Source organism: Antrihabitans cavernicola, assembly GCF_008297975.1.
GTDB lineage: Bacteria > Actinomycetota > Actinomycetes > Mycobacteriales > Mycobacteriaceae > Antrihabitans > Antrihabitans cavernicola.
This window is the reverse complement of the sequence record NZ_VLNY01000012.1, coordinates 101,183-113,566: the sequence shown is the minus strand read 5'-3', so window position 1 is coordinate 113,566 and position 12,384 is coordinate 101,183. Positions and strand designations below refer to the sequence as shown.

The following is a 12,384-nucleotide window of genomic DNA, read 5'->3' as shown; positions in this document are numbered from 1 at the left end:
CTCAGTTCTGTCTTCGTACTCTGCTTTGTCTGACGCTGCGGTCTAGCTGGTCGCTGCGTCACCCGGGGCATCGGCCGGGGCGGCCGGTGCTGCCGGAGTGGCTGGTGCTGCAGGGGCGTTGGCCGGTGCGGGTGCATTGGCTGCGGCCTCGGCGCCCTGCTGCGCCTTCACTCGGGTCTTCGCACCCTTGTGCGGGGCGAGGACCATGGTCATGTTGCGGCCGTCCTGCTTCGCGGATGTCTCGACGAATCCCAGGTCGACCACGTCTGCGGCGAGGCGCTGAAGCAGTCGGTAGCCCAATTCGGGGCGGGACTGCTCGCGGCCACGGAACATGATGGTCACCTTGACCTTGGACCCGACCTCGAGGAAGCGAACGACGTTGCGCTTCTTGGTCTCGTAGTCGTGATCGTCGATCTTGGGCCGGAGCTTCTGCTCCTTGATGACGGTCTGCTGCTGGTTCTTGCGAGACTCGCGCGCCTTCTGCGCCGTCTCGTACTTGAACTTGCCGTAGTCCATGATCTTGCACACTGGTGGACGGGCGTCGGGCGCTACCTCGACCAGATCGAGATCTGCTTCGATTGCGACGCGGAGCGCATCTTCAACACGCACGATCCCAACTTGTTCGCCGCCCGGTCCGATGAGTCGAACCTCGGGAACTCTGATGCGATCGTTGATGCGGGTCTCAGTGGTGATGGGGCCTCCTAGGTTGAGCGGTGTCAGTGATGACCGCGCGCAGCAGGCTAGGGCCTTCCAACTCAACGAGAAAGCCCCGCTCGGCTCGAATGCCGATACGGGGCCCGCTGTCGACCGGTCAATGACGATCAACGCCGTCAGCGCTGCTCGCATTCCCTCATATGCTCGAGGGAGCCCACTCGAAACTGGCCGTTCGAACGGGCGACCGGGACCGCTGAACAGCCGTCGTAACTGCCGTAAAGCGGTGGGAGTCGGGCTCCACTTGATGCCCTACGCATAAGCGCAGGGCGGTCGTCGGCGTCTACTTTAGCATTTACCCACGTCGGAGCCGAATCGGCCGCGCGGAGTGCCGACAGATGCTCGAGCTGTGGAATCGTCTTCAAGTATGACGCAGAACGACGAGCCCGACTCGGTACGCGAACTGGTGGACATTCCAGCAGTCGAGGTGATCAGCCGTGCAGCCGTGATGCTCATGAGTTCGGCAGCCGAGAAGCTCGGATTGTCGGATCCCGACCCGGAGAACAGCCCACATCGCGATCTCGACGAGGCGCGCCGGGTGATCACCGCTCTGGCCGGCCTGGTCACATCGTCCGTCGAATACCTCGGGCCGCACGCGGGTCCGATCCGCGATGGCTTGAAGTCGCTGCAGAAGGCCTTCCGAGAAGCGTCCGCTCACCCCGACGAGCCGGGCAAGGGTCCCGGCGAGAAGCTGACCGGCCCGGTCTACTGATAGTGGCCCCGCTGGTCGACGTATCTCTCGGGTCCCCTCGCGCCGATGGAGTCGCGGCGTTGCTGCAAATGAGCGCGGCCTATGCCAAGTCGCTCTATCCGGCGGAGAACTGTTTCATGCTCGACGTTCACGAGCTGGAGGGTCCCGATGTGTCCTTCTACCTGGCCAGCCTCGACGCGATTGCCGTAGGTACCGCGGCACTGGTGTGCAAAGACGGCGCCGCGGCCGAATTGAAGGCGATGTTCGTCCACCCCGATGCACGTGGGAGCGGTGTGGCGGGCGCGCTGCTCGGTCGTGTCGAGACGGACGCACGGGATCGCGGCGTCGACGAAATCGTGCTCGAAACCGGCACGCTGCACACGATGGCGCGGCAGCTCTATCGCAAGCACGGATATCGCGAAATTCCGCTGTTCGGCCAATACATCGGAGAACAATTCAGCGTGTGCATGGCAAAGAATATCCACTGATCCACTGCGGGTAACGCGACTCTGTATCTACAAATGCAGCAATACATTTGTCGTGGTAAATAGAATCGTTATTTCCCGGCTCGATTATTTGTGTACCTTGAAGCGATGATGAGTGGTGCGGACGAGGTCGACTCCAGAACATCCCTTCACATAACTCGAATCGCGCGAATTGCCGTGACAGCAATTGTGTCCGCGTTGCTGACCATCGGACTGTCCGTCGCGAATGCGCCGCTGGCAGCGGCGGCGAATACGACTCAGTTGTACAACGACGCGCAGAATGCTTTCGCCCATGGCGACGCCGCAGGGGGCATCGGCAAGCTCGGCGAGCTGCTCGGCGCGGCACCCAACGACACCGATGCGCTCGCATTGCGCGCAATCTGGGCCGATTACGCCGGTGATCGTGGCGCGAAGATCGATGCGAGCGCCAAACTCGGTGCCGACGATCCCAGTAGGCAAGCCGGCGTGGACAACGTCCTACGCGTCATATCGACCGCTGCACTCACCCCGCCCAATCCGTTCCCGTCCTTTCAGGGTCCGCAGACCGCGGTTGTGGTCCTCGGCTTCGGACTGCTACCGAACGGAGCGCTGCGCCCTGAGTTGGTCAGTCGCCTGCAGGCCGTTGCCATCCAATCGATCACGGCACCTGCGTCTCCGATCATCGTCACCGGCGGCAATCCACAGAACGGGATCACCGAGGCCGCGGCCATGAAGGACTGGCTGGTCCGCCACCTCGTGCCGGAGGGACGGATTCACGTGGAGGACCGCGCCGGCTCGACGGTCGAAAATGCCCTGTTCTCGACGCAGATGATTCGGGACCTGGGCGCCGTCAACGCTGCGGTGGTCACTTCTGCCAACCACATCCGCCGAGCCACCGCGGACTTCACCATCGCAGGCACCCCGGTGGTCGGCGCAATGAGCACCCTCGACCAGATCGTGTCGCAAATTCTCCCGCTGTCGAAGGCCAATCAGCGGGGAATGTATCTGGATGCGACGCGCGTATTCGGACTTCCCGCGACGCGATGAATGGGTTGGCGATTGGGCATTCTTTGCTCAATCCAAATAGCCGGATTACTCGAATTCGCTAAACGGTTTTCGCACTACGGCCGTGCCGGAGCACCAGCGATCCTGCCGTAAGTCCCGCGTCGAGAGTGGCGATCATGGTGCTGAATTTATGCGAGTCGACGTCAGCGGCTCGCGCAAATCGCAGCGCACCGGTCGGGCTGATATTCACCGAGCCGATCGAGTGCGGATACGTCGTCGTAAACGGTCGATCGCCGTCACGTGCAGTGATATCGACAGCAGAGATATACACGCTGAAATAGCTTTTCTGCAGCGCAAGCCCGACGACTGGCCAGGCGACGCGCACCGTCGAACTCTTCACCGTGTAGTGGAACTGGCCGTATCCGATCATCGACATCGCCATGCCCGGCTCACCCGCCGGTGTTCCCCCGACGAACCAGCGGTTCAGCGACGGCGCAGCCGATCTGATGATCGCGTCCACGGCCCGAAGGTCGGCCTCGCGAACTGCATCGAACGCGAAGTACTCGTCGACAGAGGCTGCGGTGACGCGGAACATGACGACTCCTATCCGACGGCTGCGACCTTCCGGGGCGCGCGCTTCTTCGGGGCACGTTTGACCGCGGTCGGTTTCGCTGCCAACACAGGCTTCAGGAACTGCCCCGTGTAGCTCTCGTCGACCTCGACAATCGCCTCCGGCGCTCCCTCCGCGACAACCATGCCGCCAGCCGAACCGCCTTCGGGTCCCATGTCGATGACCCAGTCGGATGTCTTGATCACGTCGAGGTTGTGCTCGATCACGATCACGGTGTTGCCCTTGTCGACAAGTCCGTTGACCACGAGCAGCAACTTGCGAATGTCCTCGAAATGCAAACCGGTCGTCGGCTCGTCGAGGACGTAGACAGTTCGACCGGTCGATCGCTTCTGCAATTCGGCGGCCAACTTCACGCGCTGCGCCTCGCCTCCGGAGAGCGTCGGCGCGGGCTGTCCGAGCCGCACGTATCCGAGTCCGACGTCGTTGAGCGTCTTGAGGTAGCGGTGAATCGACGTGATCGGCTCGAAGAAGTCGGCTGCCTCCTCGATCGACAGGTCGAGCACCTCGGCAATGGTCTTGCCCTTGTAGTGCACCTCGAGGGTCTCGCGGTTGTAGCGGGCGCCGTGACACACCTCGCACGGCACATATACGTCCGGAAGAAAGTTCATCTCGATCTTCAACGTGCCGTCACCCGAGCAGGCCTCGCAGCGACCGCCCTTGACGTTGAACGAGAACCGCCCTGGCTGGTAGCCGCGGACCTTCGCCTCGGTGGTCGCCGCGAACAAGGTGCGAATCTTGTCGAAGACTCCGGTGTAGGTGGCGGCGTTGGATCGCGGGGTCCGACCGATCGGCGACTGGTCCACCTGGACGAGCTTGTCCAGATGATCGAGTCCCTTGATGCGGGTATGGCGGCCGGGCACCTGGCGTGCGCCGTTGAGCTTGTTCGCCATCGCGGTGGCCAGGATGTCGTTGACCAACGTCGACTTGCCCGACCCGGACACGCCGGTGACCGCGGTCAACACTCCGAGCGGGAAGCTCACGTCGATGCCCTGCAGGTTGTGCTCGCGCGCACCGACCACGGTCACCTGGCGTTTGCGATCGATCGGCCGCCGAACCAACGGAACCGCGATCTCGGACCGGCCGGAAAGGTATGCACCGGTGAGGGATTCGGTATCGGTGAGCAATTCTTCGTACGGCCCGCTGTGCACCACGTTGCCGCCGTGCTCGCCCGCGAGTGGACCGATGTCCACCACCCAATCGGATGCGCGGATCGTGTCTTCGTCGTGCTCGACGACGATCAACGTGTTGCCGAGGTCGCGCAGCCGCGTCAGGGTTTCGATGAGTCGCCGGTTGTCGCGCTGGTGCAAGCCGATGGACGGTTCGTCCAGTACGTAGAGCACACCGACCAGCCCGGACCCGATCTGCGTCGCCAATCGGATCCGCTGTGCTTCGCCTCCCGACAACGTGCCTGCGGCGCGGGACAACGACAGATACTGGAGTCCGACGTCGAGTAGGAATCCGAGACGCGCCTGCACCTCCTTGAGGACCTGACCGGCGATCGCCTTCTCGCGAGGGCCCAACGTCAGGTTGCCGAGAAATTCGGCACAGTCGGAAATCGAGAGTTCGCTGACCTGGGCGATCGACTTCTTGTCGTCGCCCGCTGCAATGGTGACCGCCAGAATCTCGGGTCGCAGACGAGCACCGTCGCATGCCGGGCACGGCACGTCGCGCATGTAGCCGTCGTAGCGCTCCTTCATCTGCTCCGACTCGGTGTTCTCCAGCCTGCGATGCAGGAAGGGCATCACACCCTCGAAGTCCGCGTAATACGAGCGCACGCGACCGTAGCGGTTCTTGTACTTGACGTGGACCTGATCGGAGCTGCCTTCGAGTACGGCTTTCCGCGCCTTCGCGGGAAGGTCTTGCCACGGCGTCCGCATCGAGAAACCCTGGATATCGGCGAGGCCGGACAGCAGCCGACCGAAGTATTCGGCGGTCTGGCCCATCGACCACGGTGCGATCGCGCCGTCCTCGAGACTCAGTTCGGGATCGGGCACCACAAGGTCCGGGTCGACCTCTTTGCGGACGCCCAGACCCGAGCAATCCGGGCAGGCACCGTAGGGCGAGTTGAAGGAGAACGAGCGCGGCTCGAGATCGTCGATGTCGAGTGCGTGGCCGTTGGGGCAGGCGAGCCGTTCCGAAAAGCGACGCTCTCGGTCGTGCGCGTTCTCGTCACGATCGACGAAGTCCAGGACGACGATGCCGTCGGCCAACCGCAATGCCGTCTCCACCGAGTCCGTCAGACGCAGCTTGGAGCTCGCCTTCACGGTCAACCGGTCGACGACCACCTCGATGTCGTGCTTTTCCTGCTTCTTGAGCTTCGGCGGATCGGTGAGTTGGTGGACGACGCCGTCGACGCGAACACGGGCGTAGCCCTGCGTCTGCAGCTGTTCGAAGAGGTCGACGAATTCACCCTTACGAGTGCGAACGGCCGGCGCGAGGACCTGAAACTTGGTGCCCTCGTCCATGGCCAGAACCTGGTCGACTATCTGCTGCGGCGTCTGCTTGGCAATCGTCTCGCCACACACGGGGCAGTGCGCGTTGCCTGCACGCGCGTAGAGAAGGCGCAGGTAGTCGTACACCTCGGTGATGGTGCCTACCGTGGATCGCGGGTTTCGGTTGGTCGACTTCTGGTCGATGGACACCGCGGGCGAGAGCCCTTCGATGAAGTCGACGTCGGGCTTGTCCATCTGACCGAGGAACTGACGGGCATACGCGGACAGCGACTCGACGTAGCGCCGTTGCCCCTCCGCGAAGATGGTGTCGAACGCGAGGCTCGACTTTCCAGAACCGGACAGGCCGGTGAATACGATGAGGCTGTCCCTTGGCAGGTCGAGATCGATCCCGCGCAGATTGTGTTCCCGCGCACCTCGCACTATCAGGCGATCCGCCACAGACAATCCCTTCAGTTTCGACGACACTCACACGACATACTCGTCGCGCGGTGCACATGCTATTCCCGACCACCGACACGTTTCCGTCGACGATCGGTACCAGCGGTTATTCGGCGATCAGGGCGCGGTAGCGTGCGAGACATGGCGCCGCACATCGACCTCGACCGCAACTACACCGGCCATCTCTCCCCTGGTTCGCTTCCTCAACAACGCGAAATCCCGGGGGCATCGATCATCAAGATGTCGGTGGGCCCCATGGACAACAACGCGTACCTGGTCCAGTGTTCCGCAACTGGCAAATCGGTGCTAATCGATGCGGCCAACGAAGCTCCTCGGCTGATCCAGTTGATCGGCGATCACTCCGGGTCGTTGCAGCTGATCGTGACCACCCACCAACACCCCGATCATTGGCTCGCGCTGAAGGAGGTAGCCGGTGCGACGGGCGTTCAAACAGCGGCCCATCCGCTCGACGCCGATCCGCTGCCGGTGACGCCCGATCGCTTGCTGGACGACGGCGACACGGTTTCGGTCGGTGACCTGAACTTCGACATCGTCCACCTGAGCGGGCATACGCCGGGTTCGATAGCGCTGGCGTTGACCGAGACCGGCGGCCGCGTGCACCTGTTCACAGGTGATTCGTTGTTCCCGGGCGGCGTAGGCAAAACGGCGGATGCCGAGAAGTTCACGTCCTTGCTGGGCGATGTGGAAAGCAAGCTCTTCGATCGCTTCGGTGACGACACGGTGGTGTATCCCGGTCATGGCGACGACACGACGCTCGGCACTGAACGTCCGCAGCTGGCCGAATGGCGTGCCCGGGGCTGGTAGCGGACCGGAGTGAAGGTCACCTTCGGTCCGGCAGACGACACGAAGGTGACGTTGACTCCGACGGAATCGGACTCGACGGATCATCAGCAGACGTCGCCTATACCGCGACAGCCATGCGACGAACACGCACCGCGCGGGCGACGAGCAACGAACCGACGAGGATCAAGATCCCGTGCGCGATGCGCAGCTCCGGCGGGGCAAAGAACTGCGGGAGGAACAGTACGAATCCGACGGCGAGGACTCTTGCGTAGCGGTGCTGTCGAGCGAATGCGACAGTGCCGATCGCGATCAGCACCAGCCCAACCCCGAACATCGTCATCTGCACTGCCGAGTAGCGGATCGAGCTGGCCAGGTCGAGCAGCGCCGGATTGGATGCGTCGACCGCCGATCGACCGATTGCGTTGAGCGCGAACGCCTCCGCGCCGTAATACGGCAGCACCAATCCGATACCTATCCAGGTGCTGATAACCGCTGTGTTCGGCAGCCCGGCGCCCCTGGCGTAGAGCATGCCGAGGCCGAGGGCGATGAAACCGAGCATCGCGCAGGTATGCGCGGCGACCCACAGCGGCGAGCCGAACGCCTCGGCACCCGCCATTCCGGTCTCACTCGAATACGGCCGCAGAATCGGATACACGGCGAACATGACGCCGGCGAAACCGAACAAGGTTGACGTTCTCATGTGACTGCTCCTTCATTCGAGAGCGGCGCTCTCTCTATAGAGCAGTATTCACAAGACCGTCGGTAATTTCAAGAGCACTGCTCTCGCAATTTCACCGACCGAGGATGTGGTCCATGAATGCCCTGTCTGGATTACCCACATCGAAGTTCCCGACCATGGCTGTGCCACCGTCGGCCAAGTGGTCGTGGATCCAGTCGAGCAACACCACGACCAGATTGTCGTCGAGGTAGTCGATCAACCCGACCGAGTAGATCAGGTGTTGCCGCGGCAGCTCGATGACCCTCGTCCGAGCGCGAGCTTCACGACGTCGGCGCGAACGAATGTGAACCGATCGTCGACGCCGGCCCTTTTGCGATCGACGACGCGTGCGCGAGTGCCTGATCATCGATGTCGACACACGTTGCGTGGAGGTCGACGGACGTGTTCGACACCAGTACGTCGACAAACTCTCGGGCCGGGCCGCTGGCAAGACTGGTGACGAGGCATCGTCCACCTGCCGATCGGACGGTATCGAGTATCACCGCACCGAGAAGTGTTCGGCGATTCTTGACTGCCCGCGCGGCGGGAATGTCGAGAAACCAACGGTCGACGAACCGGCCGAGCCGACCGCTGCCGGTCGCGACGTCGTCGTAGACCTTCTCGATCGTCAGGTAGTCGCCCGCATACCCACGTGGCTTGACGAACGACCTGTCGATCAAGTTGCTCATCGCGAAGAACGGGAACGTCTCGCGAAAGTAGGCGCCCACGGCCGACTCGTGGTCGCGATCGAGCTCGAGTTGCTCGCGAAGATGCGCGGTGACGAAGTACGACGCCGCGCTTATCTTGTCTTGAACCTGATCGTGCACGACCCTGCCCGCGATGATCGAGCGGTCAGCGGCAAGCAGGGCCGTCTTGAATTCCTCTACGGTCTCGCGCAGGGGTTCGGGTACGACGAAAGCAGCGACATCAGGTGCCACCATCCAAGCAGCATCTGCCGACCGCGCCTCGACGCCGTGAGTAGTCGGCTACTCCATTTCGCGAGCGCTGTGTGTGAACCAGCTAGGCGTTCGCGTTACCCGCTTGCCATTCCGGCCACGGCACCGACCAGTCGCCATAGGTGTCCCACACCGGCAGCGCGCCGCCACCGGAGTTGGATATCTCGACGACATCGCCGATGTTGAAGTTGTCGAACATCCACTGCGCATTCGCCGGGGCAAGGTTCACACAGCCGTGTGAGACGTTGCTGTTGCCCTGGTCCCCCACCGACCACGGCGCCGAGTGGACGAATTCACCGTCGTTCGAAATGCGCAGGTCGAGGTCGACCTTTTCGTTGTAATAGTCGGGATCGCCCTTGCACACGCCGTAGGTGCACGAGTCCATGATGATGCTCGGCTGTTTGTCGGAGATGACGTGTGTGCCCTCGTGCGACGGATGCCCAGGGGAACCCAAACTCATAGGCATCGAATTCACCTGTTGACCGTTGTGGAACACCGTGAGCACCTCGGAATTGCCGTCTGCTCGTGCCACCCAGGAGTCGTGCACGGTGTAATCGGCGGAGTTGTCCTCGGCGGCGAACACGCCGTTGCCCAGATCGAGGCCGTACACATCTGCCTCGATATGAATTTTGGTCCCGGGCTGCCAGTAGTTCTCGGCGCGATAGTGCGCGTTGGAGTCGTCGGTCCAGTACCAGGCTCCGGGCTGCGGCGGGGTGGTCGTCACCTTCAGGTGCTTCTCCACCTCGGCCTTGTTGACCACCGGCTGGGTGAATTGAAACACCATCGGCTGACCGACCCCGATTCCGGTCTCGGCGACCACGTCGGGCGCGGGGACCACGTTGGCGTACGCCGTCTGCGCAGGCGCAATCGTCGTGACGGTGAACGACTTCTCGACCGGCTTCTTCTCCGCGTTCACCGCGTCCGCCACCACCGTGTACGACGCCGCGTAGCCGAGGACGTCCTTTGCGGTCCAACTCAGATGATCGGGTGCGAAGTCGCCGTTGACCGCCTTGTTGTCCTCGGCGGGGTTGGTCACCGTGACCTTCGTCAGGGTGCCGCCTGCAACGTTGACCACAACGGGGGCGGTGGGGTTGATCGGGCCTTGATCGGCTGCGGGAACGGTGATGGTTGCCGGCGGCAGTGCCACCGTGGTGTGCGTACTCGATCCCGAATCGCCGCTGCCGATGGTGCAACCCACCACGAGCGACGCGGTAGCCGCCAAAATTGCGGCACCGATCAATCGTTGGCGCTGAATCACGACTGCCTCTTTCGTCCTTTTCGACAATTTCGCCGCCGCGACACCCCGGATCGCTTCTGGCGGTTACCGATCCAGACTAGTCTGCCCGCGGACCCGAACCCCCTCACGCAACGGAGAGTCCGTGATTCTCGAACACGCTCTATTGCCCGTACGACCTGGCCTGGAGGCCGATTTCGAGGCAGCATTCGGGCAAGCCCACGCGATCATCGCGTCGATGCCCGGATTTCGATGTTTGCACCTTTCCCGAAGTATCGAGACGCCCAGCACCTACTTGTTGCTGGTCGAATGGGATCGACTCGAAGATCACACCGAAGGTTTCCGAGGCTCGCCCGAATATCTGCGCTGGAAGCAGCTCCTCCACCACTTCTACGATCCGTTTCCGCAGGTGGAGCACTTCGCCTCGGTCCACACCGTCGACGACCCGTTTCGCGATCGAAAGTCTGGGTAACCCCTGTCGGTAAACCGACAAAATGGAGGACTGCCAATGCTGATTCGCCGAATTGCTCGCCCACTCTTGGCAACCGCGTTCGTCGCCGAAGGGGTCGATGTGTTTCGCAACACTTCCGAGTCCGCTGCTGCCGCTGGACCGGTTCTCGACAAGGGTCGTGAAGTCCTGCCGGACGGCGTTTCGCAACAATTGCCCTCGGATGCCGCAACCCTGATTCGCATCAATGCTGCCGTCCAGATCGGCGGCGGTGCTCTGCTTGCCTTCGGCAAGTTCCCCCGCGTCGCGTCACTGGCGCTCGCGGGCACCCTGGTGCCGTCGAAGCTGGGCTCACACCAATTCTGGAACGAGACCGATCCGGACAAGAAGAAGGCAGAACGCAAGGAATTCCTCACCGGCGTGAGCTTGCTCGGTGGGCTGATGATCGCCGCGGTCGATACCGAAGGCAAGCCGTCGCTCGGCTGGCGCGGACGACGAGCCGCAAGCCGCGCATCGAGCGCAGTGGTCGGAGTGCTGCCGATCGGTTCGTCCAACAGCGCGACCGCCGATCATCTCAGCGAGGGCTGGCATGCGGCGGCCGAGAAGGGCAGGGACCTCGCGGCAGTCGCTCAACAGCGTGGTGCCGAGCTGGCAGAGACCGCACGTGATCGCGCTCCCGATGTCGCCGACGCCGTTCGCGAGCGCGGCAGTCAGCTTGCGGACCTTGCCCGCGACCGTGGACCCGACCTGGCTGACGCCGTGAAGGATCGCGGCAGTCACTTGGCCGACGTCGCCCGCGACCGCGGCCCCGACGTCGCCGACGCGTTCAAGAATCGCAGCGGCCTTGTCGCCGAGGCTGCTCGCGAGCGCGCTGCCGCTGTCGCGGAGGCCGCCCGGGAGCGCCGCAGGTAGAGATCGACGAGTCGCCCGACAGGTGCAGGCCCGGCGAAACGCGATCTCTCGCCTGGCATTCGCTCGTAGTGTGGTGCGCATGACAAACCTCGCACTTGTCACGGGTGCTTCCTCCGGCATCGGCAAAGCATTCGCCGAGCGACTGGCCTCGGACGGCTACGACCTGATAGTCGTCGGCCGTCGCAAGGATCGGCTCGACGAGCTTGCCGCATCACTACCCGACGTGCATGTCCAGGTCGTGGCCGCCGACCTCTCCACAGACGAGGGCGTCGACTCGCTCGCAGAGGTCTGCGCGACCCAACCACTGACGATGCTTGTGAACAACGCGGGCGTCGCGCACTACATGCCGATCGCCGATCTCTCGGCGGCGCAAGCGCGCGAATTGGTTCACGTGAAGGTGGTGGCACCGACCATGCTGTCGCGGGCTGCGGTACCGGGGATGTTGTCCCGCGGCACGGGAACGATCGTCAATATCGCGGGAATGATCGCGTTCTCCGGGCCCGCACCGTCGTCGCAGATGCCTCGTCGCGCGGTCTACGCCGGGACATTGGCGCATATCGTGGCACTGTCGCAGACGCTGAGTGCCGAACTGGAGGGCACCGGCGTCCAGGTCCAGGTGGTCTGTCCTGGAGTGGTCGCCACCGAGTTCCACACCGTGCAGGGCATGGACCTGTCCGCCGTTCCACGAATGACCGCGGCCGACGTCGTCACCGGCTCGCTGCGCGGCCTCGAGCTGGGCGAGGTGGTGTGTGCACCCGGCGTCGAGGACGCCGGGTTGCTGCAGACCGTCTTCGATGCCGACCTAGCTGCATTCGGTGCCCAGAGCCCGCAACTCGCAACGCGGTATCGGACGAGCTGAGCTGCTGGTTCGGCGGGAATTTCGATATCGCATTAGACTCCTCTAGGCATTTTCGCGCCC

14 protein-coding genes are annotated in these 12,384 nt (G+C 63.1%); 7 read left to right on the top strand and 7 right to left on the bottom strand.

Features of this window, described 5'->3' with window-relative positions:
• Positions 1-42: 42 nt before the first annotated feature.
• Positions 43-720 (bottom strand): translation initiation factor IF-3, encoded by a 678-nt coding sequence (gene infC / locus FOY51_RS21015; RefSeq protein WP_149432254.1) that lies wholly within the window; start codon positions 718-720, stop codon positions 43-45.
• Positions 721-1,078: 358 nt separating this feature from the next.
• Here infC and FOY51_RS21010 point away from each other — a divergent pair, with 358 nt between their 5' ends.
• The 3 genes from FOY51_RS21010 to FOY51_RS21000 all read left to right on the top strand — a co-directional run bounded on the left by FOY51_RS21010 (position 1,079) and on the right by FOY51_RS21000 (position 2,913).
• Positions 1,079-1,423 (top strand): DUF1844 domain-containing protein, encoded by a 345-nt coding sequence (locus tag FOY51_RS21010; RefSeq protein ID WP_149432215.1) that lies wholly within the window; start codon positions 1,079-1,081, stop codon positions 1,421-1,423.
• A 68-nt stretch (positions 1,424-1,491) separates the two neighbouring features.
• Entirely contained in the window at positions 1,492-1,890 is a 399-nt protein-coding gene (locus tag FOY51_RS21005; protein WP_149432214.1) for a GNAT family N-acetyltransferase, read from the top strand.
• 174 nt (positions 1,891-2,064) lie between these two features.
• Positions 2,065-2,913 carry a YdcF family protein gene (locus tag FOY51_RS21000; protein ID WP_235916585.1) on the top strand — a complete coding sequence of 283 codons (849 nt, stop codon included), beginning with the start codon at positions 2,065-2,067 and terminating at the stop codon, positions 2,911-2,913.
• Between the two features lie 58 nt (positions 2,914-2,971).
• Here the strand turns inward: FOY51_RS21000 and FOY51_RS20995 are convergent, their stop codons facing one another.
• Positions 2,972-3,466 carry a DUF1801 domain-containing protein gene (locus tag FOY51_RS20995; RefSeq protein ID WP_149432213.1) on the bottom strand — a complete coding sequence of 165 codons (495 nt, stop codon included), beginning with the start codon at positions 3,464-3,466 and terminating at the stop codon, positions 2,972-2,974.
• Positions 3,467-3,474: 8 nt separating this feature from the next.
• A complete protein-coding gene (gene uvrA / locus FOY51_RS20990) occupies positions 3,475-6,393 on the bottom strand; it encodes an excinuclease ABC subunit UvrA (RefSeq protein ID WP_149432212.1) in 2,919 nt (972 codons plus the stop codon).
• 141 nt (positions 6,394-6,534) lie between these two features.
• On the opposite strand from uvrA, the gene FOY51_RS20985 reads away from it, so the two are divergent.
• Positions 6,535-7,218, top strand: coding sequence for an MBL fold metallo-hydrolase (locus FOY51_RS20985; RefSeq protein WP_149432211.1), 684 nt, complete (start codon positions 6,535-6,537; stop codon positions 7,216-7,218).
• Between the two features lie 97 nt (positions 7,219-7,315).
• Here FOY51_RS20985 and FOY51_RS20980 read toward each other — a convergent pair whose 3' ends face one another.
• The 4 genes from FOY51_RS20980 to FOY51_RS20970 form a co-directional block, all read right to left on the bottom strand.
• Complete coding sequence (locus tag FOY51_RS20980; protein ID WP_149432210.1) at positions 7,316-7,897, bottom strand: hypothetical protein; 582 nt, start codon at positions 7,895-7,897, stop codon at positions 7,316-7,318.
• 91 nt (positions 7,898-7,988) lie between these two features.
• Positions 7,989-8,135: a hypothetical protein gene (locus FOY51_RS27290; protein WP_187776409.1), complete on the bottom strand. Its 147-nt coding sequence runs from the start codon at positions 8,133-8,135 to the stop codon at positions 7,989-7,991.
• 61 nt (positions 8,136-8,196) lie between these two features.
• A complete protein-coding gene (locus tag FOY51_RS20975; protein WP_149432209.1) occupies positions 8,197-8,856 on the bottom strand; it encodes a class I SAM-dependent methyltransferase family protein in 660 nt (219 codons plus the stop codon).
• A gap of 79 nt (positions 8,857-8,935) precedes the next feature.
• A complete protein-coding gene (locus tag FOY51_RS20970) occupies positions 8,936-10,129 on the bottom strand; it encodes a L,D-transpeptidase (RefSeq protein WP_149432208.1) in 1,194 nt (397 codons plus the stop codon).
• Positions 10,130-10,250: 121 nt separating this feature from the next.
• Between FOY51_RS20970 and FOY51_RS20965 the strand changes: the two genes are divergently transcribed.
• The 3 genes from FOY51_RS20965 (at position 10,251) to FOY51_RS20955 (ending at position 12,324) form a co-directional block, all read left to right on the top strand.
• Positions 10,251-10,577: an antibiotic biosynthesis monooxygenase family protein gene (locus tag FOY51_RS20965; protein WP_149432207.1), complete on the top strand. Its 327-nt coding sequence runs from the start codon at positions 10,251-10,253 to the stop codon at positions 10,575-10,577.
• A 36-nt stretch (positions 10,578-10,613) separates the two neighbouring features.
• The gene (locus FOY51_RS20960) at positions 10,614-11,465 is read left to right on the top strand and encodes a DoxX family protein (RefSeq protein WP_149432206.1); all 852 of its coding nucleotides are present in this window, start codon (positions 10,614-10,616) and stop codon (positions 11,463-11,465) included.
• 79 nt (positions 11,466-11,544) lie between these two features.
• Entirely contained in the window at positions 11,545-12,324 is a 780-nt protein-coding gene (locus tag FOY51_RS20955; protein WP_149432205.1) for an SDR family NAD(P)-dependent oxidoreductase, read from the top strand.
• The last annotated feature ends 60 nt before the right edge of the window (positions 12,325-12,384 follow it).